The organism is Peribacillus sp. JNUCC 23, from assembly GCF_053653995.1.
In genome coordinates this window covers 243,609-264,213 of sequence record NZ_CM132202.1, presented here as the reverse complement: position 1 = coordinate 264,213, position 20,605 = coordinate 243,609, and the positions used below count along the sequence as shown (strand labels likewise).

General features: G+C 38.7%; 19 protein-coding genes. 2 read left to right on the top strand and 17 right to left on the bottom strand.

Translation table 11 applies throughout. The features are described from left to right. Position 1: 1 nt before the first annotated feature. The 7 genes from JNUCC23_RS01415 to JNUCC23_RS01385 all read right to left on the bottom strand — a co-directional run bounded on the left by JNUCC23_RS01415 (position 2) and on the right by JNUCC23_RS01385 (position 8,301). Positions 2-805, bottom strand: coding sequence for an ABC transporter permease (locus tag JNUCC23_RS01415; RefSeq protein WP_062186921.1), 804 nt, complete (start codon positions 803-805; stop codon positions 2-4). Next, a complete protein-coding gene (locus JNUCC23_RS01410; RefSeq protein ID WP_403077215.1) occupies positions 795-1,904 on the bottom strand; it encodes an ABC transporter ATP-binding protein in 1,110 nt (369 codons plus the stop codon). Before JNUCC23_RS01410 ends, JNUCC23_RS01415 begins: the two co-directional genes overlap by 11 nt. A gap of 63 nt (positions 1,905-1,967) precedes the next feature. Then, the gene (locus JNUCC23_RS01405; RefSeq protein ID WP_454213871.1) at positions 1,968-2,510 is read right to left on the bottom strand and encodes a helix-turn-helix domain-containing protein; all 543 of its coding nucleotides are present in this window, start codon (positions 2,508-2,510) and stop codon (positions 1,968-1,970) included. 374 nt (positions 2,511-2,884) lie between these two features. Further along, on the bottom strand, positions 2,885-3,952 hold the full coding sequence (locus tag JNUCC23_RS01400; RefSeq protein ID WP_403077223.1) for a nitric oxide synthase oxygenase: 1,068 nt from the start codon (positions 3,950-3,952) through the stop codon (positions 2,885-2,887). 190 nt (positions 3,953-4,142) lie between these two features. Then, entirely contained in the window at positions 4,143-5,528 is a 1,386-nt protein-coding gene (locus JNUCC23_RS01395; RefSeq protein ID WP_403077225.1) for a protoporphyrinogen oxidase, read from the bottom strand. Positions 5,529-5,666: 138 nt separating this feature from the next. Further along, complete coding sequence (locus tag JNUCC23_RS01390) at positions 5,667-6,155, bottom strand: GNAT family N-acetyltransferase (RefSeq protein ID WP_454213869.1); 489 nt, start codon at positions 6,153-6,155, stop codon at positions 5,667-5,669. Positions 6,156-6,264: 109 nt separating this feature from the next. Then, positions 6,265-8,301, bottom strand: a complete 2,037-nt coding sequence (locus JNUCC23_RS01385) for a Na+/H+ antiporter (RefSeq protein ID WP_454213868.1) — start codon at positions 8,299-8,301, stop codon at positions 6,265-6,267. A gap of 197 nt (positions 8,302-8,498) precedes the next feature. On the opposite strand from JNUCC23_RS01385, the gene JNUCC23_RS01380 reads away from it, so the two are divergent. Further along, positions 8,499-10,181, top strand: coding sequence for a methyl-accepting chemotaxis protein (locus JNUCC23_RS01380; RefSeq protein WP_454213866.1), 1,683 nt, complete (start codon positions 8,499-8,501; stop codon positions 10,179-10,181). Positions 10,182-10,284: 103 nt separating this feature from the next. Here JNUCC23_RS01380 and trhO read toward each other — a convergent pair whose 3' ends face one another. The 7 genes from trhO to JNUCC23_RS01345 all read right to left on the bottom strand — a co-directional run bounded on the left by trhO (position 10,285) and on the right by JNUCC23_RS01345 (position 15,264). Then, a complete protein-coding gene (gene trhO, locus JNUCC23_RS01375; protein ID WP_454213864.1) occupies positions 10,285-11,253 on the bottom strand; it encodes an oxygen-dependent tRNA uridine(34) hydroxylase TrhO in 969 nt (322 codons plus the stop codon). A 154-nt stretch (positions 11,254-11,407) separates the two neighbouring features. Further along, complete coding sequence (locus tag JNUCC23_RS01370) at positions 11,408-11,554, bottom strand: UPF0158 family protein (protein WP_454213862.1); 147 nt, start codon at positions 11,552-11,554, stop codon at positions 11,408-11,410. A gap of 42 nt (positions 11,555-11,596) precedes the next feature. Continuing rightward, positions 11,597-11,869, bottom strand: a complete 273-nt coding sequence (locus JNUCC23_RS01365; protein WP_454213861.1) for a hypothetical protein — start codon at positions 11,867-11,869, stop codon at positions 11,597-11,599. 33 nt (positions 11,870-11,902) lie between these two features. Beyond that, the gene (locus JNUCC23_RS01360) at positions 11,903-12,505 is read right to left on the bottom strand and encodes a response regulator (protein WP_403077239.1); all 603 of its coding nucleotides are present in this window, start codon (positions 12,503-12,505) and stop codon (positions 11,903-11,905) included. Then, the gene (locus JNUCC23_RS01355; RefSeq protein ID WP_454213859.1) at positions 12,502-13,626 is read right to left on the bottom strand and encodes a sensor histidine kinase; all 1,125 of its coding nucleotides are present in this window, start codon (positions 13,624-13,626) and stop codon (positions 12,502-12,504) included. Before JNUCC23_RS01355 ends, JNUCC23_RS01360 begins: the two co-directional genes overlap by 4 nt. Before the next feature lie 16 nt (positions 13,627-13,642). Then, positions 13,643-14,368 (bottom strand): ABC transporter permease, encoded by a 726-nt coding sequence (locus tag JNUCC23_RS01350; RefSeq protein ID WP_403077248.1) that lies wholly within the window; start codon positions 14,366-14,368, stop codon positions 13,643-13,645. Beyond that, entirely contained in the window at positions 14,365-15,264 is a 900-nt protein-coding gene (locus JNUCC23_RS01345) for an ABC transporter ATP-binding protein (RefSeq protein ID WP_403077251.1), read from the bottom strand. The genes JNUCC23_RS01350 and JNUCC23_RS01345 overlap by 4 nt, the downstream gene beginning before the upstream one ends. 296 nt (positions 15,265-15,560) lie before the next feature. On the opposite strand from JNUCC23_RS01345, the gene yhfH reads away from it, so the two are divergent. Continuing rightward, positions 15,561-15,692 carry a protein YhfH gene (yhfH, locus tag JNUCC23_RS01340; RefSeq protein WP_082675249.1) on the top strand — a complete coding sequence of 44 codons (132 nt, stop codon included), beginning with the start codon at positions 15,561-15,563 and terminating at the stop codon, positions 15,690-15,692. 152 nt (positions 15,693-15,844) lie between these two features. Here yhfH and hflX read toward each other — a convergent pair whose 3' ends face one another. From hflX to JNUCC23_RS01325, 3 genes are all read right to left on the bottom strand, one after another. Further along, positions 15,845-17,113, bottom strand: coding sequence for a GTPase HflX (gene hflX / locus JNUCC23_RS01335; protein WP_403077254.1), 1,269 nt, complete (start codon positions 17,111-17,113; stop codon positions 15,845-15,847). Positions 17,114-18,278: 1,165 nt separating this feature from the next. Continuing rightward, on the bottom strand, positions 18,279-19,379 hold the full coding sequence (locus tag JNUCC23_RS01330) for a hypothetical protein (protein WP_454213856.1): 1,101 nt from the start codon (positions 19,377-19,379) through the stop codon (positions 18,279-18,281). A gap of 67 nt (positions 19,380-19,446) precedes the next feature. Then, positions 19,447-20,499 carry an SEC-C metal-binding domain-containing protein gene (locus tag JNUCC23_RS01325; RefSeq protein WP_062186947.1) on the bottom strand — a complete coding sequence of 351 codons (1,053 nt, stop codon included), beginning with the start codon at positions 20,497-20,499 and terminating at the stop codon, positions 19,447-19,449. Between the last annotated feature and the right edge of the window lie 106 nt (positions 20,500-20,605).

Genomic DNA, 20,605 nt, shown 5'->3' with positions numbered 1-20,605 from the left:
CTTATACACCTCTTTTCCTTGCACCTGTCAATGCCATGATCAGGAACATAAAAATAATTAAAAACACTGCGATGGTCGAGCCCATTCCCCAATCTTGGATGACAAGAAAATGCTGTTCAATCGCTGTCCCTAGTGTAATCACACGGTTACCAGAAATTAAACGCGTCAGCATGAACAAGGAAAGGGCCGGAATAAAGACAACCTGGCAGCCCGATTTCACACCGTCCAATGTTAACGGAAAAATGACACGGCGGAATGTAGTCCATGTTGATGCTCCTAAATCATTAGCCGCATCCATAAAACTCGGGTTCAATTTATTTAATGCATTGAAGATTGGTAAAATCATAAATGGAATAAAAATATAAACTGATACAAAAATAAAGCTAAAATCGGTAAATAAAATTTGTTTGGAACCAATTCCAATTGCCTCTAGGAATTTATTTGCTGCCCCGTACGTACCGAAAATGCCTAGAAATGCATAAGCTTTCAACAGTAAATTGATCCATGAAGGAACAATGATCAGTAATAACCATAGTTGTTTATGCTTTGTCTTTGTTAACAAATAAGCAGTCGGATAGGCAAAAAGCAAAGAAAAGAATGTAATTAATAACGCATACCAAAATGAATTCAACGTCATCATTAAGTAAACAGGCGTAAAGAAATTCTTATAATTGACCAGTGAAAAATTCCCATCAATATCGAATAAAGAATAATAAAGGACGAGTACGATTGGCGCAACGACAAAAAAGACAACCCACAGAAAGTACGGAATGGAGTATAAATTAAACTTCGCTTTATTTTCCATCTTGCACTCCATCACTGTATGCTTCTAAACGTTTGTCAAATTCTTCTTCAGATTCACCAAAACGCATAACATGAATGGCTTCTGGGTCAAAGTATAGACCAATTTGATCGCCAACTGTCGCTTTCTTCGTAGAATGAACCAACCACTCATTCCCATCCCCATCATAGCTACTAATTTCATAATGAACGCCGCGGAATAACTGAGAGTCCACGCGCACTTGCAATTTACCTCGGTCCACATCGGTAATTTCCAAATCTTCTGGTCGAATTACAATCTCAACTGGCTCCTTTTCATTAAATCCACCATCGACACATTCAAACTCTTTTCCGGTAAACTCGACTCGATGATCACGAATCATTTTCCCTTCAACAATGTTTGATTCCCCAATGAAATCCGCGACAAATCGGCTGATTGGTTCATCGTAAATATCTGTAGGTGTCCCGCTTTGTTGGATTTTCCCGTTATTCAAAACGAAAATCTCATCTGACATCGCAAGCGCTTCTTCCTGATCATGCGTAACAAAGATAAAGGTAATCCCGAGTCTTTGCTGTAATTCTCTTAATTCATATTGCATTTCCGTTCTCAGCTTCAGATCAAGCGCAGACAAAGGTTCATCCAGCAATATCACTTCAGGCTCGTTTACAATTGCTCTGGCAATGGCCACACGCTGACGCTGTCCACCTGACATTTCTGAAATTTCTCTTGTTTCATAACCGTCAAGGTTGACAAAGCTTAATGCTTCTCTAACCTTTGCAGTGACATCACTATTCTTCATTTTCTTAATGCGCAAACCAAATGCAACATTTTCAAAGACATTCAAATGTGGAAATAACGCATAGTCCTGAAAAACGGTATTTACTTGCCGTTTATTAGCCGGCACTCGATTAATAATTTTTCCATTAAAATAAATCTTCCCTTGCGTCGCCTCCGTAAAGCCGGCTATTAAACGTAGAATGGTTGTTTTTCCGCAACCAGAAGGTCCTAGTAGCGTATAAAATTTGCCTCGTTCGATTTCAAAGCTAACATCATTCAATACAGCTGGATCTGCATCATATTGTTTAGTTACTTGTTCGAAACGAATGATCGACTCATTTGTCAAAATCTTCTCCTCCTCAGTATCTTCATGTATTCGTATGATCCGTTCCACCAAACAGATGAATTCTTATAAATAGGAATTTGTAACAACTAGAAGCAATTCTGTAGGTCCATCAACATCATTAACCAATTGGTGAGCCTCAGAAGCATGAAAATAAATAGATTCTCCTGCTTTAGCCACATAGATGTGGCTCCCTAAATAAACAATGACTCTTCCACTTAATACATACCCAAAGGTTTCTGAAAGGGATGGCTCAAACTTCTTAAACTCCCCTTTTTCTTTAAACGTCAGATAGATCGGTTCCATTTCCTTTTCGTTCGATTCCGGTACGAGCCATTTAATCTGATACCCTTTTTCTACTTCTGCAAAAAAGGTCTGTGAATCTTCATCATATACGACTTTTTGAACACGCTCTTCTTCATCAAAGAATTGCTTCGGTGAGCATCCAAGCACTTCTATGATATTGAAAAAGGTTTCAATAGAAGGGGAACTCAAATCACGCTCCAATTGGGAAATATAGCCTTTGGTTAAATCTGTTCGTTCGCCTAACTCCTCTTGGGTTAACCCTTTTTTTAAACGTAAATTCTTAATCTTTTTTCCAATTTGCATAGTTATCTCCATGTGACTCGTCATTGCCACCGTTTTAAACGAAGGTTATTTTTTGACTATCTTCATCGCTTTGATCCAAAGTTTAGTTTTAGTAAACTCCGAGACACTAAAGTACTCTATAAGTAAACTTAAAGTTTACTTACAACCCCAATCATTATACAGGAATCATGACAATCTTCAACATCTTTTTTGTAATAACTAATGGTACATCATCCGACATAAATATTTCCCCAGAAATAAATTTCATCAAAATACTACATTCTTCTTGCTCATACTGTAGTATTTTAACCATACACTTTATAAGAATGAAGAGTCCGCCCTAACTAGAAGCAATAAAAATCCCCGTGAGCAAAACCACGGAGATTAGGAATGTATCATTTATAGGGAAGTTTTTGATAAAAGTAATTTGGTTTAATGATTTGATTTTTATAAGGCTTATGGAATATATGAGTCGCTGCTGGAGAAACTGGCGGAATGAGCCACGTCCAATTACCAGTCACCGGTCGGCTAGCCGCCCTTTCCTTTTTCTCAAACATCTTAAACTGCTGGGCAGCTGTATGGTGATCGACAATACTTACCCCATCCTCTTTAAAAGAATACAGAACTGCCTGATTGAGCTCAACAAGAGCCCGATCCTTCCAAAGCGATGAATTCTTGTGAATATCGAGACCCATATGTTCCGCTATAGTTGGAAGCATATTATATCGTTCTTCGTCCGCTAAATTTCTTGCCCCGATTTCTGTGCCCATATACCAGCCGTTAAACGGGGCAGCGTGATAGGTGATTCCACCGATTTCAAGACTCATGTTTGAAATAATGGGAACTGCATACCATTTGAGCTCTAACTCTGCAAACCATTCATATTCAGGGTGACGCAAAGGGACTTCTTTTACAAGGTGAGGAGGAATTTCAAACCATTGAGGCTTCCCACCATCCATTTGTATGACGAGAGGTAAAAGATCAAACCGACCAGTTCTGCCCCTCCATCCTAATTCTTCACAAACTTGTGTGAATCTTAGTGAATCTGGATCGCCGATAACCCCATTCTCGGTTTCATAGCCTGCGTATCGAATAAGCTGATGATTCCATATTCGAACACGGTCAGGTTGAAAAATAGTAATAGACGGTCTTATTTTGCCACCGTTTGTTGCAAACGATATATGTTCGAAAAGCGCTTCTACTATCTCTTCCATTGATTGTAAATCACGTTTATCTATTACCTGCATCGTTTCCCAAAACAGACGGCCAATACATTTATTACTATTTCGCCACGCCATTTTAGCCCCATATTCAAGCTCTTCAAGCGTATGTTCATACTTGTCTCGTTCTTGAATTTGATGGATTACTTCTTCTAAACGTTTATGCGTTTCAGCTTCACCTTTGTGTAGTTCTTCATAACTAACTCGAATAAAATGTTCTGCCTCTTTTAGTCGATGTTCCATAGATGTCCGCTGCCTCCTATGTCAGTCTTCGACATGATTATCGTTTACAAATAATGTACCACAACCATTTTCTTATCGCTAAATAAGATAACTAGAAAAACAAGATATAAAAAAGATACAACTAACTTATTTCTAACAGCTTCCCAAATAAAAAAGGATCTGACTCACATGAAACAAGCCAGACCCCTATTCATAATTGCTCCGTTACCCATTTAGCCGTCGCTTCTCCATTTCCGATACAATCGGGAATGCCTACTCCGTAGTAAGAACAGCCAGCTAGACGAATACCTGGAAAGTCTTGCTCGAGCTTCTCTTCCAACCGTTGTACAACTTTTCGATGATGGATATGATAGTTAGGCATCATGTCACTCCAATTAGTCACTTCACTCGTTACCGGAGTACCTGAAATGCCCAGACTTAATTTAATATCCCTTAATGCAACCTTAAGCAACTCTTCTTCAGTAGCAGTTTGTAATGAAGCAAAAGCAGGGTTTGTACTTTTATAGAAAAGCCGGATTAGCAATTGATTTTTCTTGGATGTATGTTCCCATTTTCTACTTGTCCATGTACAGGCATTACAAGTTAATTCACTAGTTCCTGCAGTAATAAAGCCTGTTCCATCCTTTGGTAGCTCACTGTCCGCCAAATTGAAGCCTACATAGACGCTAATAATGGAACTATTCTTCAATTGATCAAATTCCTTTTGGAGTGTAGGATTCTTCAATAGCTTTTGAGCAGCATTGTGGGGAATGCTTAAAATGATATAATCAGCGACGATACTTTCTCCGTTTCTAAAAGTGACCGTGTATGAATTCCCTGCTCTCGTAACAGCCTCTACCTCTGTCCCTTTATGTATCTCAACATCTTCCATCCGTTCTTCCATACGATCAAGCAAAGTAGACAGACCGCCTTTAAAAGAAAGGAATTTCTTACTGGCATTCCCTTGGGAAGCTTTTTTATTTTCAGAAAGTCCTCGTATGATGCTGCCGTATTCATTCTTATAATCCAATAAATATGGTAGTGTAGAAGCAATGGTCAAGTCAGCAAGTTTGCCTGAGTATACACCAGATAGCACGGGAGCAATTTGTTTTTCTACCAATTCTTGTCCAAGAAAGCATTCCAGAAATTCACCGATAGAATCATCTGTAGTGAACGATTCATTCTTTGTGTAGAAATCCTTCAAGGCCGCAACTTTACCTTCCGCAGAAACTAATGTAGTTTTCGCTAATGACTCGATGCTCGTTGGAATGCCAAATACAGCTTCTTCTGGAATGAGCTTTAATTCTCCATCACTATGAATGAAAGAGCGCCCTGTGGCATTGAACACCACTTTATCTTGTAGCCCTAACTCTTCAATCAATGGTCCGATATACCCTTTACGCGCCACGATAGAATCTGCACCTGATTCCATTATGAAATCACCATCATGCACCGAATGAATTTTTCCTCCAAGCTCCTTATTGGCTTCTGTCAATACAAGTCTAACGTTTGAGCCCGTCTTCTTTTTCCACTTTTGCAATTCATAAAGAGCAGATACACCCGTAATGCCCCCACCTATCACAACGACTGTTTTCAATGAATGTACACCTCAATTACGATCAATTTAAGTTACCTAAAGTGTACCATAAGGGTTCCTTAATTAGTATTCACACCAAACAATACGGTCCCTTTTTAGATCAACTTTACTAAATTCGCCACAATTATTCCGAATACATTACGACAATGTATAGCTATATATATGCATGGGACCGCTTCGCCCAATTTTCTCAGCACCTGTATTATGGAATCCGACTTTTCCATACAATCCTTTTGCCGGCTCGTTGTCTTTATTAACTGCGAGAATAATTTCTTTTTTATCCGGGAAATACTTTTGAGCAAAAGGAGGTAAAACAGACAATGCCCTCGCTGCATACTTTCTTCCTTGATAACGGTGATTTATACAAAAGGCTCGCAGTAACATCGCCTGTGGGTTTTCGGTAAACTTGTGAATGCCTTCTCCCGTATGTAGAATGAAAAATCCAACTGGCACTTCTCCTGATAGGACTACAATTGGTCTTCTTGTTGGATCTTCTGTACACTTTTCTAATGCTTCGATAGGAATAGTTGTATATCTTTTCTGTTCATCAGTTAAGTAAAACTTAGCTAATTTCGCCTTATATTTGGGTTCATATAATTGTAATGAGATATCCTGGTTTTCAAGCATTTGTTCTACTATCCCCCTTTAGTAGCCTAAATTTTTGTTTATGGTACAATCATTCGGTACAATTTGACTAATGTGTGACAGACCTCTCCAAAGTCATTCCTTCATTGCATCAGTGATCATAACTACCTTCATCTACTACATTCGCTTCTCTAATATTTATATGTTGCCGCATTTTTTGCGCTAATTCGAAACTGATTGTTCCTTCTTCAAACATGTCCTGCACTTCATCACGTTCAGCTTGAATGGCTATGTACTGTAAATCCCGCTCGAAGTTTACTTGTTCGTGTCCTCGAACCATTTTATTATCTCGTTTTAACCTGGAAATTAGAAAACTATATTCCGCGATCACGATTAAAGAAATCCCCTTATCATCTGGACTTGTCTTTTCCTTAATCTCTCTAATTGCCGCTTTAGCTGTTTTCAATTTAATTGCGATCATTTTATGGAGACGCTCTTTACTTTGCTCGATTAATTCTCTTTTTTTAGATAAAAACAGCTTGCCACTCTTTACTAGCACTTTTTTTAACAAAAGTATGAAAATCAGTCTACGATATTTCATTCGATTTGTTACCGCCATTTCCATTCTGCGGATATGCTCCAAACACAAATGGGCCGCTTCACGATCAACTAGTTCTTCTTTTACGAGCCTCACTATTTCTCTTTTCTCTGCCTCAAGTCCTATCAGTCTAGCCTTATTTTCTTTCTCTCTAATTTCCGATTGATTCTTTTGATTTCCGGCTGCATGAGCTTGATTAATTCTTACATTATATTTAGAAATGATTTTTATTGCTGTTTCACGGTTATCGTTTGTAATGGAAGATTCTACAGCTTTGATTGCTGCCGACTGCGATTGAATCAAAGCGCGCTTTTCTCTTTCTACTTTATTCTCACCCATATGTTCATGCTTTGGCCGGGCAATAATCGGCAAAAAAATGCTTGTAACCATAAGTGTAGCCAAAATGACTCCAGCTGCAATAAAAATAATTAATGAACGTTCTGGAAACGGACTGCCATCATCTAACACGAATGGGAGAGTAAACGCCCCCGCTAATGTAACAGCGCCACGGACACCAGAAACAGTTATAATTCCAATGGCTTTGAATGATGGCTTTACCATTCCCTTTTTCATTTTCCAACCTGTCCACCATGCCACCAATACCCAAATGAACCGAAGGACAAATAGGGAGATGCTGATTATGATGATATAACCGGTCACTTCCATATTATTAAAAGCTGCGTTTTCAAAAATGGAATTCGCTACACCTGGCACTTGCAAACCAAGCAAGACAAAAACAAGGCCATTCAAAATAAATAAAATAACAGACCAGGTACTATTCGAAACGATTTGTAGTTTTATCGTCGGCGACTGCTCACGATCCCGTTCAATTGCATGGACGATTCCACCAGCTACGACACCTAATATTCCTGAAAAGTGGAAGTGCTCTACACTTAAATAAATCACAAATGGAGTCAAAATCTGAATGAGCATATGAATCGTCACATCTTCCATACCTAGTCGGCGGATGAAGACTCTCAACCTGATAATAGCAAAGGCAATGATTGCACCCCCTATAAGGCCTCCTAAAGCAATAATGACAAAGCTTAATGAGGCTTCCGCTAAAGAAAAGTAGCCGGTTACCGTAGCTGCCACCGCAAACTTAAAAGCTACAAGACCTGATGCATCATTCGTTAATCCTTCTCCTTCTAGAGTATGCATAATGATTTTCGGTAGCTTAACACGGCTAGCCATCGCACCAACGGCCACTACATCAGTAGGCGAAAGGATTGCTGCAAGCGCAAAAGCAGCTGGTAAAGGAATAGCTGGGATCAACCAATGAATTAAATAACCGATTACAAGAACGGTTACAAAAACTAGCCCTAACGCTAATAATAAAATCGGTACTCTAAGTTTCCATAGCGCCTTACGCGGAACATTTTTTCCATCATTAAATAACAACGGTGCAATGAATAATACAAAAAACAACTCAGGCTCCATTGGCACTTGAAGACCAATAGGCAAAATTGCCAATACCCCTCCCAAAGCGATTTGAATAAGAGGAACAGGAATAAATGGAATAAAGTGATTAATTATATTGGATAAGCCAATGAGGAACAACAGAAGTAAAACAATTAGAAATATTTCCATCTATCCTTCAAACCACCTTTTCTATATGTTTTCTATCTTTAATTTACCATAATAACGGCTTTTCTATTTATCAGAAATACTTATTTGCTTCATTTCCCGAACGGCGATTCATCATTTCTACATGAAAAATTTACATAAGCTTAACAAATTTTTAATACCATTCATGGATAATTAGACCTAGAAAGAAGAGGTGGATGATGGGGAAATTATTTAACTTTTATACAAACTGGTCCTTAAAGACCAAACTCTTACTATTTATCATATTTATCTTAATTTTCACATCCGGTATCATTAGTTATATGTCTTATGCAAAATCAAAAGATGCGACGATGACCGCTGTCGAACAACGTCTAAAAAGAGAAGTTATGCTTTTTTACCAAATGGCACAGAATCTCATGTATCTTCATGTAGGGGATGAGGAGAATTTCAACAAAAAAATAGAAAGCGTCATTAAAAGCCAAAATGCAGACATGAGTCAAGATGGTCTCCATAGCGATTACTTTCTTATCAAAGGAAAAGAAACCGTCCCGTTCTCTGTAAGCCAGAAAATGGCTATAAAAATCCCTGAATCACTACAAACAGAGATCACGAAAAAAGGAAAGGGCATTTTACATAAAAAAATTAACGGTGTTACCTATACATTTGCTTTTCAACAAATTCAAGAAGTAAAAGGGTCCTTTGTCATTGCTCTACCACAGCAAGTTTATTTAACTAAAATACATGAAATGGCATATTCCATTCTCACAGTCACGATTGCTTGTGTAATTATTACAGCGCTTCTTGTCATCGTACTCGTTAATCAATTGACAAGGCCTTTAGAAAAACTAAGAGAACTCATGAAAGAAGCCCGCGAAGGGAATTTTGATATATCACTAAAGGATATTCCAAGGAGCTCAGCCGAAATAACATCCCTTGTTAAAAGCTTCGATTCATTATTACTAACAGTGAAAAGTATGCTACAAAACATTAGCTCAACTACGAATCAATTACATACAACCGGAGCCAAGCTGCAAACTTCCTCAAATGTTGTTTTGGTCCGAAATCAGGAATTGATCAATGAAATAGAAACGGTCAAAAAAGCTGCGGATGAAACAGCCGTTAGCTCTGAAGTATCCATGATTGCTTTTGACAGAATGAAAGCAGATATTTACCAGACCTTTCAGGAAATGCAGCATATTTTTGATATATCAAAAACGATGGAGGTTGCTTCTCTAAGTGGGACAAACCATATGGACCAGCTAGTAAATGAACTTGGTTTATTTCAAACGGAATTTAAACAAATCACCCAAACGATGAATACATTGAAAACTCATTCGGTCTCCGTCACTTCCATCGTCTCACTGATACAGACCGTTGCTGAACAGACCAAATTGCTCGCTCTAAACGCAACCATCGAAGCGGCAAGAGCAGGTGACGCCGGTAAAGGATTCTCAGTTGTTGCAACGGAAGTCAGAAAGCTTGCTAACGAATCCTTCAAAGCAGCGGAAGAAATTGCTACAACGATGGGGCAAATGGAAGAGATAACAAACCAGACACATCGTGAATTTGAGAACATTCATCATATTGTCAATAAAAATGTTGAAGGAGCATCTAAGAGTAAAGACTCAATTGATTTATGGAGTCTACATGTTGATGAGGTGAACGTTAAGCTTCGATTCATTGAATCAATCCTAAAAAACTTGCAAGGTTCCTTACCAGAAGTGGAACAATCATCCGAAAGATACGTAGCACTGTCGCAACAGACAAGTGCTAGCGCCGAACAAATGCTATCTAGCTTCCAAGAACAACTGAAACAATATCAAGAAACGTATGAAATCGGGAAAGTACTTAATGATTTATCGGGCAAGCTAGGCGAACAGACAGAGGGTATTCAAGCCTAGGGAGATTGTAATATCGTCATGACCTACATGATGATTTACTGTTGTAGCCTAAAAAAAAACACCTCAATTCCTTTCGGATTTGAGGTGTTTTTCATTTAATTCATTATTTCATAGCCATCTCTTCAGTAAGCTGACTTGCTCTTTCAGCCCATTCTTCATCTGTTAGATTGTGTTGTTTTACGTAAAGGTTACGTGGATGCACGCGGCACTCGTGCGTACAGCTGCGCATATATTTGTGTTCATTTTCCTCTGATGCAAGGATTTGTTTATTACATTCAGGATTTGCACAATTAATATAACGTTCACAAGGCTCACCAGTGAAATAATCTTGACCAACAATGACATGTTCCTTTTGGTTAATAGGAACCGAGATCCGCTCATCGAACACATACATTTGCCCATCCCAAAGCTCGCCTTGTACTTCAGGGTCTTTTCCGTAGGTGGCGATTCCACCATGAAGCTGACCTACATCTTCAAAGCCTTCTCTTACAAGCCAGCCAGAGAATTTCTCACAGCGAATACCGCCTGTACAATAGGTTAATACTTTTTTGCCTTCAAGCATTTCTTTGTTGTCGCGCACCCATTGTGGAAGCTCACGGAAAGACTTTATATCTGGTTTAACAGCATTTCTAAAATGTCCTAACTCGTATTCATAATCATTTCTTGCATCTAGAACAATGGTATTTTCATCTTGAAGTCCTTCTAAAAATTCCTTCGGACTTAAATAACGGCCAGTAATCTCAAGTGGATTAATATCATCTTCCAAACGAAGCGTTACAAGCTCATTTCGTGGTCTGACATGCATTTTCTTAAATGCGTGTCCGTCAGCTCCATCTATTTTAAATACGATACCTTCAAATCGAGGATCGCTTTCCATCATGTTAATATACGCATCAGTTTGTTCAATCGTACCTGATACAGTCCCGTTGATTCCCTCAGTAGCAACCAAAATACGGCCCTTTAGCTCGTGCTCTTTACACCAAGCAAGATGCGCAGCTGCAAATTCCTCTGGGTTCTCAATTGTTACATAATAATAGTACAACAATACTCTGTACGGTTTAACTTCTATCATTATTCTTACCACCTATCCATTTATATTTGCAAGATATAAAAGGTAATCCTTTTAGGCACTTTACTCTTACAACAAAGTATTATACCAATAAAACTACATATTCGTCAAAAAGAGACTGGAAAACATACCAGTCTTTTCCTACCTCCACTCGAACCTATTCAATATATTCAATTCCCTGATCTTCACACCATCTAATTGCCAGTATTCTATAGCTCGATTCTTTAAAAGAATACCATTCCTCTTCCAGATTTAAATCGATAAGTACATCCTTAAATCTCCGAAAAGCACCTTTGCCATCCAACGCTCTTAGCAGTTGATTTTTAACAGTCTCATCGCTTTGCTCTCAACAGAAATCCACCATCATTTGATACTCATTAATATCAAACTTGGATGGAATTCCCTTATATTCATCGAAATGATCCAGCACATCAATCGCCAACTCAATTTCTTCCTGCTGCCATTCCGGCATTGTGTCTAGTGGCTCGTCTTCTGCCAAGCATAACTCTCCTGCTGAAACAGTGACAAACTTTCCATTTTTTAATGACATGAAGGTTTGATACCCCTCAAATTGAATATCCATTTCCTCGATCAACTGTTCTATACGTACCTTCCTCATTTTAGTCTCCCTTCTGCTTTCGCTCCATTTTCCTTACACCCACCCTTTTTGTTCCGCGATAGTAATGGCTTCAATTCGATTTTTAACCTGTAGTTTATTAAGTATTTCCGAGATATAATTCCGAACAGTTCCAGTAGACAAATAGAGCACTCCTGATATTTCCTTAGCTGTCTTTCCAACAGCAACTAATTTTAATATTTCCTTTTCTCGTTCAGTAAGTGGATTATCTTCTCCGATACTTCCAAAAATCAGTTCAGGTGCAAATTGACGTTTTCCCTTTATAACGTTTCGTATGGACTGGGCTAATTCATCGACTGATCCGTCTTTTAATAGATAACCATGAACATTTGCCTTTACCGCTCGCTCAAAATATCCTGGTCTTGCAAACGTGGTAAGGATGACAATTTTTACATCTGATTTCTTTTGTCGAAGCTCCTCCGCCACTTGAAGGCCTGTTTTGATGGGCATTTCAATATCAAGTAAGCAAACATCAGGTTTCAATTGGTCGATAAGATTGAGCGCATCCTTCCCATTAATCGCTTGACCTACAACTTCAATATCATCCTCCATATCTAATAGAGATCCCAATGCTCCGAGCAACATTCCTTGATCTTCAGCCAGTAACAACCGAATCATAAAGCAACCTCCTCCCCATGCTGTTTTAAGATTTGAGGTACTTCGATACGTAAAATTGTCCCCATGCTCTCAGACAGCGAAAGGGTTCCATCTAAGAGAGAAAGCCTTTCTTGCATGCCTTTTAGACCATTTCCATTCTGACAATTCAATCCTATTCCTTTACCATTGTCTTCTACGACAATGGCAATTTTCCCTTCTATTTGTTCAATTGTAATGGTGCAGATTGAAGCCCCGCTATGTTTGACCACATTTGTTATAGCTTCACGGATACACATACTCAGGATGTTCTGAGTAAGGAAAGGAACGTCCGCTAATTTCGTATCTCCCTCAACGATTAGCCTAATTTCTGCAACAGTTAAAATCTTTTCCACTTCAATTACTTCTTCTGCTACCGTAATTGCCCGCATATCTGCCACAAGTTCTCTTACTTGATGAAGAGCAGAACGCGATATCCTCTCCATTTCAATCGCTTCTTCTCTAGCACGGTTTGGTTGCTTATTCGCTAGTTTGGCGACTAATTGGCTTTTTAACGTCAACAAAGAAAGAGTATGACCTAACGTATCATGAAGATCACGCGCAATCCTCATTCGCTCTTCCCTTTTAACAAGTTCCTTAATCTGTTCATTTGCTTCATCAAGCTTACGTTCCAAATCCATCCGTTCATACATGGAACGCATCCCAAAAGGGGTTGTGACCATAACGATGATAAATGGAGTTAAATAAAAAATAGACGTGATAGACAAAGACGGTAAGTAAAAGGCCCATGGTACAAGAAGGGTAATGCCAAAAGCAATCATCGCCCATTTGAATACTTTCCGATCCTTATACCAACTAATAAAATTGGCTGCAAAAAAGCCCATAAATAGACAATTAAGATTGTAAGCCAGACTTAATGTAAAAATAATAATCAACTGAATGGCTAGCCAGCGATGGAAAACATGCCAGTTGTCTGTACTATACAGTTGCCGATAAGAGACAAGGAATGAGGCCCACATGAGAAAACCAATCAATTGTTTCATACCTGACTCTGTTAGGATATAACCCAGTGGTAAAATGCCATAAATTAAAAACACATAAGGTAAGTACCCATATCGTTTAGGGAAGAGCTGAAAATTCTTCATTCTTTCACTCCTAACTCTATATCGCTTCCTGTTTCCTTCTTATATACCCTGATAATACCGTAAATAGGAAAAGGTACCCAAGTAGAATCATAATTGAAAGCAAAGAAGGAGACTCCCCGCGAATAATCTCCCATGCTCCACTTCCGTAATAATACGAAGGTAGCCCATGAGAAATAGATTGAAAGACTTTCGGCAATACGTCCATTGGCATCCACATCCCGCCCATAAAAGCCAATGCTAGATAAATAACATTACTTACTCCAGAAGCTGTGTCGACTCGTTTCATTGTCCCTACCAATGCACCCAATCCCAGAAATGGCAATGAACCGAGAAGAATCCATATCCCACTCATCACCCATTGTCCGGCAGACATGGTCACGCCATTTATGAGGATTCCAGCCGCAAAGATCACAACAATCGATAATATATGAACAACCGATTGACCTACTATTTTTGAAAAGAAATAGATACTATAAGGGAGTGGAGTGATTCTCATAAACTTTGCCCACCCTTCGGCCCTCTCTTGGACCAACCTGATTCCCATCGTCATAATGGAGGATCCCATCACACTAAATGTTGCCATTGACATTAAAAAATGTGCTTTCCAAACTGTAGTATCATTCACTTTAAATACATTTGTATAGATAAAATAAAAGAGTACCGGCATAAACAATGACCAAAAAAGATAGTACGGATTTCGAATAATTCTTAATGATTCTGCCTTACATTGCATCCATATCATTTCAGCAAAACCTCCTCATTGTCTGCTGTTAAATGTTCAAACACTGTTTCTAAGCGTCCTTGCTCAATTTGAATCCCACTCATCTTTACCTTTTTTTCATAAAGAGCGGCAAGTACAGCATCCGAGTCAGTCGTTTCTATAAAAATGCGATTACTTTCTTTAAATATATTGGACACATTTGCGATTTGTCCTAATTCATCAATATTTAATGTTTGATTATCATCAAGCGAAACGGTCTTTTTCGTAAATCTCGCTCTCATCTCCAACGGATTTCCATCGGCAACTACTTTACCTTTATGAATGAGAATAATCCGATCAGCGACATCTTCCGCTTCTTGCAAGTAATGAGTTGTAAAAATGATTGTTTTCCCCTGGTCATTAAGTTTTCTAATCGTTTCCCAGAACGATCGCCTTGCTGTAACGTCCAATCCGACAGTTGGTTCATCAAAAAAAAGCACATCTGGATTTCCGGCAATGGCTAGAGCAAAGCTTAACCGCCGTTTTTGACCTCCCGAAAGCTTTTCTGTTCGTTTTTTCAGGTCTTTGCTACTCATTCCTGTGACCCCTATCAACTGTTCAAATGATAGCGGATTTTTATAATAACTTCTAAACAAACGAATTAATTCTATCCCAGTTAAACCGTCCATTACACTAACATCCTGAAGCATGGCACCGATGCGTTCCCGAACTGATCGATCTTTAGGATGTTGACCGAATAATTGAACAGTCCCCTCTGTTGGCTCTATTAAGCCAAGTAACATCGAGAGCGTTGTCGTCTTTCCGGCCCCATTCGGACCAAGGATTGTCACCATTTCCCCCGCCCGAATTGAAAATGAAACATCATCCACCGCTTTATGTTCTTTAAAAGATTTCATCACATGTTCAAATGTAATCATCTCTCCACCTCCGATACATCTATACTATGAAAAGAACTCACTGGCAATTAGTAGAAAACATCATGAAACCGAGGTGATAAATGTCATAATGTTTTGAAATTCCATACCTATTGTCTTGTTTCTTTTTATTCTTGAAAATTGAGAAGAACACTGCCACAACAAAAGGGAAATATTAACATTAATAATTATTATATTTTTCTGATAATAACCTATACATTTATAACAAATGGGTATATACTGTATTATAACAACAAACAATAATTTGAATCTGTATTATAAAAAGGGAGGAACTACACATGCAAACAAATAAACCTATGGAATTCTTCAGAAACTTACCACCGAAACAATGTCCGGATTGCGGCCATCATATTGATGAACAAGCAGAATCCTACGTGGTTACGTGTACAGAATGCTCATCAAAAAAATAAATGCAAAATAAAACGGGTTAGCATTGGAGCTAACCCGTTTTATAGGAAATGATTCGCAATCCCCATCTTACCTATCGCTTCTTTATGACCACTCTACCTTCCAGCCTTTAATCTCATAGTTAGAGCAAATAAACCACAAAACCTACTTGCTTTCACGATTCTTCCAACACAAACGTTCGGTATTTTTCATAATCACTATGTTTACACTCGACCTTGATTTTCGTGCCATCTTCTTCATATTCCGTTTCAAGAATTTGCGCATGTTCGTTAAAATAAGAAATAATCTGACCTTGATCATACGGGATTAGCAGTTCACAGCGAACATAATCTGTGAAGATGTTTTCACGAATCTTTTCAATCAATTCAGCCACGCCAATTCTCTGTTTTGCTGACAAATAAACAGAATCAGCACGAACTTGCGGGATCTCCATTTCCGTTAAATCCGCCTTATTATACGCATAAACGGTTGGGATATTTTCAATTCCAATTGCTTTAAGTGTTTCATTTGTAATTTCAATAAGCTGTTCATAATTTGCATTGGAAAAATCAACAACATGAATGAGCAAATCAGCTTCTGCCACTTCTTCAAGCGTTGATCGGAATGCTTTTACAAGATGATGCGGCAGCTTTGAAACAAAACCAACTGTATCCGTTAATAGAAATTCTTTATTGTCCGGAAGCGGGATGTTTCGAACAGATGTCTCTAATGTCGCAAATAGCATATCCTTTTCAAAAACCTGCTTCTCCGTAGATGCATGAAATTTCTCGACAAGAGCATTCATAATCGTTGACTTTCCAGCATTTGTATACCCAACAAGTGAAACAACAGGGATTGCATTCTTCTTTCTCTGCTTCCGCTGTGTTTTCCTGTGAGCAACAAGCGTCTCTAGTTCTTTATTCAATACATTAATCTTCTCTTCGATTCTTCGACGGTCAAGCTCAAGCTTTTTCTCCCCAACCCCTCTGTTCTTTGTACCGACACCACCACTTTGACGCCCTAGCGACTCTCTGAGACCAATCAAGCGCGGCAACATATATTGTAGTTCCGCCACTTCCACTTGTAACTGTGCCTCTCTCGTCTTCGCCCGATCTGCAAAAATATCAAGAATTAATATCGTACGATCAATCACCTTACAGTCTAAATCTCGTTCTAAGTTACGAATTTGAGATGGAGATAGTTCATCATTAAAAATAACCAGATTTCCATCACTATATTCTACAAGAGTCTTTACTTCATCTACCTTACCACTGCCAATATAATGAGATGAATTCACTCTTTGTAAATTTTGAGTCATCTCGCCAACGACCTCTACACCACAGGCCTCCGCTAAATTTGCAAGCTCTTCCATCGAGTAAGCAAAGTCCCGATGATTATTAATATTTACTCCAACTAATACTGCTTTTTGTTGCAATTCTTCCATTTGCATATTCCCCCTTAAGTTTTGTTAATGTCTTTGCTGCACCGTAGTTTGAATATGCTAAAAAAACACAGACCTATCGCCTGTGTTTGAGTAAACGAAAAAGGTGAAGTAAAGGACATCTCTTTAGTATAGACAAACGAATATGGCATTAACGCCACACCATCTACCATGAAGAATACATCCTGTAGCACACTACACTCGCCTAATCACAATGGTAGCGGTGCGGAGCCGGATTTTGAAGTACTTCAATAAAGTACGTATATCTGCGAAGTAGATTGTCTATAGTAGAAAGTCGCGAAGCCCCTTCCCCATGTCCTTTATACAAAAAAAGAGAGCGTTCATCCAGCCCTCCCTCATGGTTTTATTATAGGGTTATGGTAATTAGGCAGACTTATCCCGTTCACCCTGCACACAGACAGAGTTTTTTTGAGCACTATTCAGTTAGCGGCACAAAGTGTTGAACGTAGTCTGATAAACTTCACCGTAAACCCCTCCGTTTCATTTAAGTTATGGAAATTTTACCATATGAATGTTCGTTTGGCAAATCGTTTTTTATAGAGGATGTTCAAAGGGTACGGTAAAAAAGCTTGCGAATTACATCAAAGCTCATGAATGACCTTCTGCTAAAATCGCGCACGTCATGACGAGCAACACAGAAGTCAGCACATCCTGCAAGTCCGGTCCTCACGTATTACTCCATACGCGAAAGGTTTGTGACGATCGCTCGCAGAACTTATAGGCTCTTTTTATCCTTTTTGAACACTCACTTATAGTTCGTATACTCCTACCTATTCCTTGGCAAGATCACCGAAGTAACCGAACAATTCAGGCAAGCTTTTTGATAAAGTGAAACTTCCATCATTGGGGGGTTCATCCCCCAATGATGGTTAGTTGAACCAATCGGGGATTTACAGGCTGTTTATCCCCCACCTATTTTCACCTTACCTTGGTTCTCTAAACAAAAGTTGAGGTGGAGGTATTACAGCCTGTTAAACCGGGATACAAGGAAGGATGAGTATTTCACCATCATACAACCGAAAAGAATTCATCGATCTTATCTACTGGCCCCAATACTTCATCTAATATTTCCTCTTTCCACAACTCTTCATTTTTTTCGCAGTAAAAAACGCAAAACTCTAATGAAAAAGGAGTTCTGCGTTTTCCATTAATATTCATAATCCATTTCTTCAGTCATCCCAAGACCCTCCAATTCTTCATAGAGGATATCTCCAATCCTTTTGTACAGTTTGGAAATGGTTGCCTCACTTATATCATACTTATCAGCAATTTCCTTTTGTGACGGTGCTAAAATATCCAGTAAAGCGGATTGTACCAAGTAGTCAATTAATGCAGCGTACACTTCTGGTTTACGTATAGAAGGGGACCCTTTCTCACAATACGACTTCCAAATTACAATGGCGGTCATAATCATATCTATTGGGCAATCATCTTCTCTCATATGTTCTTGAATAAGAATCGCTACTTGTAACTCTTTTTCTGAGCTCCATTCAAACTGTGTGATATCTGGCAGGTCAATATCCCCCATCATCCTCAGGAGTAGCCTTTCAAGAAGGTACGGAAAATCAATTTGGTAGAAATCTTCATACCCTCCATCATCTTCAAGATGCTCTTCCAATTCATCCTGAAATTCCTGTACTAACTTTTCCGTCCCAGCAGCAGGGAAACTTATAGGTTCTCCCAAGAAGTACATGCCAGTACCCCTATCTAATAGCATTCCAAGTAGTAAACTATTTTCCTCTACCATTCCTGTTCCATACTCAAGCGGTAGTTCATACTCAATCCTACCAAGTATGTCTTCTATCACGACCCTATCCGAATGGATGGTCTTTAACAGATATAGTTTTGGTGTCGCTCCACGCCATGAGAGAATCAAATTTTTCGTTTTCTTCCTTACTATTTTAGAGGGTTTTTTTCGATAAAATTCTTCAAAGATCGTCTGTCCTTTAGCAATCGGCAGGTTAAATACTGCCCATGTGCGCATGTGTTGCATATAGGTATCATGCGTTTCTACAAGAATCGGCTCCTCTTTTACATCCATAAAATTGAATAACGGATATTGAAACGCAAGATCTAGAATATCATGCTCATATCTTTCAAAAGTATATTTTAATAATTCCTTTTGAAACATTGCCGCTTCTTCACTAATCGAAATCGTCGGAAACTCGATTACATTCTTTCCGCAGCAATTTTTATATATTTTCTCACTTCCACACGGACAGGGATTCTTTATAGATATTTTACTCAAAAAACTCTCCTCCTTTTTGAACACGCACTATTATTCAAATAGGCTACCAAAATGGCAGCCTACTTGTTTATATTTCTATTTTCTCTCCAACTGCTGCTTCCATTTCTTTATATCGATTCGATAAAGTAGAAGCGCCTACCCCGTATTTCTTAGCAAGCTTAGTCTGAGAAGGACTGAACTCCCCTTTAGAGAGCAGTTTCACTGAATACTCCAGTGCTGCAGCAAATGCTTCTGGTTTTCGAATAGATGGAGAATGTTCCGTACAATAGGTGTTCCACAACGCTTGAACACTTTCTATTAGTGACTGCGGATAACCCTCTTCATGCATTCCTTGTTTCACCATTTCTGCCGTTTCTTTTTCTTTCTCATTGTACCATACTCGCTCATTTGTTTCGGTTTTTGGTAATTCAATACCTTCTGTAATAGCTGCGAGACTATGAAAGATTTGCAAGAAATTCCGAGCCATGAATTCTTCTGCTTTTCCACCCGCATGCTTGTACTCTTCTAATTGTTGATTTATAGTTGTTAAAATGTTGTCTGTAAATTTTGGCTCAAAGCTAATAAACTGACCAAAGAAATCACTTCTCGTTCCCATATTAACTAAATACCCAAGAATGATTTCTCCAATTCCTAATTCCTGACTTGCATATGGCGTATACGGAAGCGAGATAGCTTGTTTCGTCACGATATCTTCTAGAGTTATTGTTTCACTCGTTAATTCCTTAATTGAAAACAATACAGGAGTCGTGCCTTTCCAAGACTCTACGATCTCTCTCGTTTTCTCCCTTACAATATGAGGCCCTTCTTGCTTCATAAATGTATCAAAGATTGTATCGCCGTTCACAACGGGCTGCGTGAAAGTACCCCATATATTCACATTAAATTGATAAATTTCTTGAACTTCTTCACTTACATTTTCCGGAAGTGGATAATCAAGCAAAAGCTGATTGATTTCAGCTTTATAATTCTTTTCTGTAAAATCCATTAACGCCTTCTGTAATAGTGTTGCTTCTTCATAATGAACAGCAATTGGATTTTCATCCACTTTTCTGCCACAGCACTTCTTGTACTTTTTCCCACTGCCACATTCACACGGTGCATTTCTATTTAATTTTCCCATATATATACCTCCAAAAAACAAAATGCTACTCTCCATTGTATCAAAAATTAACGAAATTACCTAATGGGACTCACAGGAAGATTGATACTCCTTGAGAGCCAGACCC